Source organism: Arthrobacter sp. ZGTC131, assembly GCF_002929275.1.
GTDB lineage: Bacteria > Actinomycetota > Actinomycetes > Actinomycetales > Micrococcaceae > Arthrobacter.
In genome coordinates this window covers 1-592 of sequence record NZ_PJIK01000082.1, presented here as the reverse complement: position 1 = coordinate 592, position 592 = coordinate 1, and the positions used below count along the sequence as shown (strand labels likewise).

Sequence of the window (592 nt, the reverse complement as noted above, 5' to 3'; positions counted from 1 at the left end):
CGCCTCCCAAAAAGTAACGGAGGCGCTCAAAGGTATCCTCAGTATGGTTGGAAATCATACATAGAGCACAAAGGTAGAAGGATGCTTAACTGCGAGACTTACAAGTCGAACAGATACGAAAGTAGGACTTAGTGATCCGGCGGTCCCGAGTGGAAGGGCCGTCGCTCAACGGATAAAAGTTACCCCGGGGATAACAGGCTTATCTCCCCCAAGAGTTCACATCGACGGGGAGGTTTGGCACCTCGATGTCGGCTCATCGCATCCTGGAGCTGTAGTCGGTTCCAAGGGTTGGGCTGTTCGCCCATTAAAGCGGTACGCGAGCTGGGTTCAGAACGTCGTGAGACAGTTTGGTCCCTATCTGTTGTGGGCGTAGGAAAATTGAAGAGAGCTGTTCCTAGTACGAGAGGACCGGAATGGACGCACCCCTGGTGCTCCTGTTGTCACGCCAGTGGCATAGCAGGGTAGCTATGTGCGGACAGGATAATCGCTGAAGGCATCTAAGCGAGAAGCCCCCTTTAAGATGAATTTTCCCATTTGTAAGATGTAAGATCCCATGTAGACCACATGGTTGATAGGATGGATGTGTAAGCGC

1 rRNA gene is annotated in these 592 nt (G+C 51.7%); it reads left to right on the top strand.

The window, feature by feature from the left end:
- A 23S ribosomal RNA gene (locus CXQ90_RS21780) occupies positions 1–592 on the top strand; the annotation flags it as partial.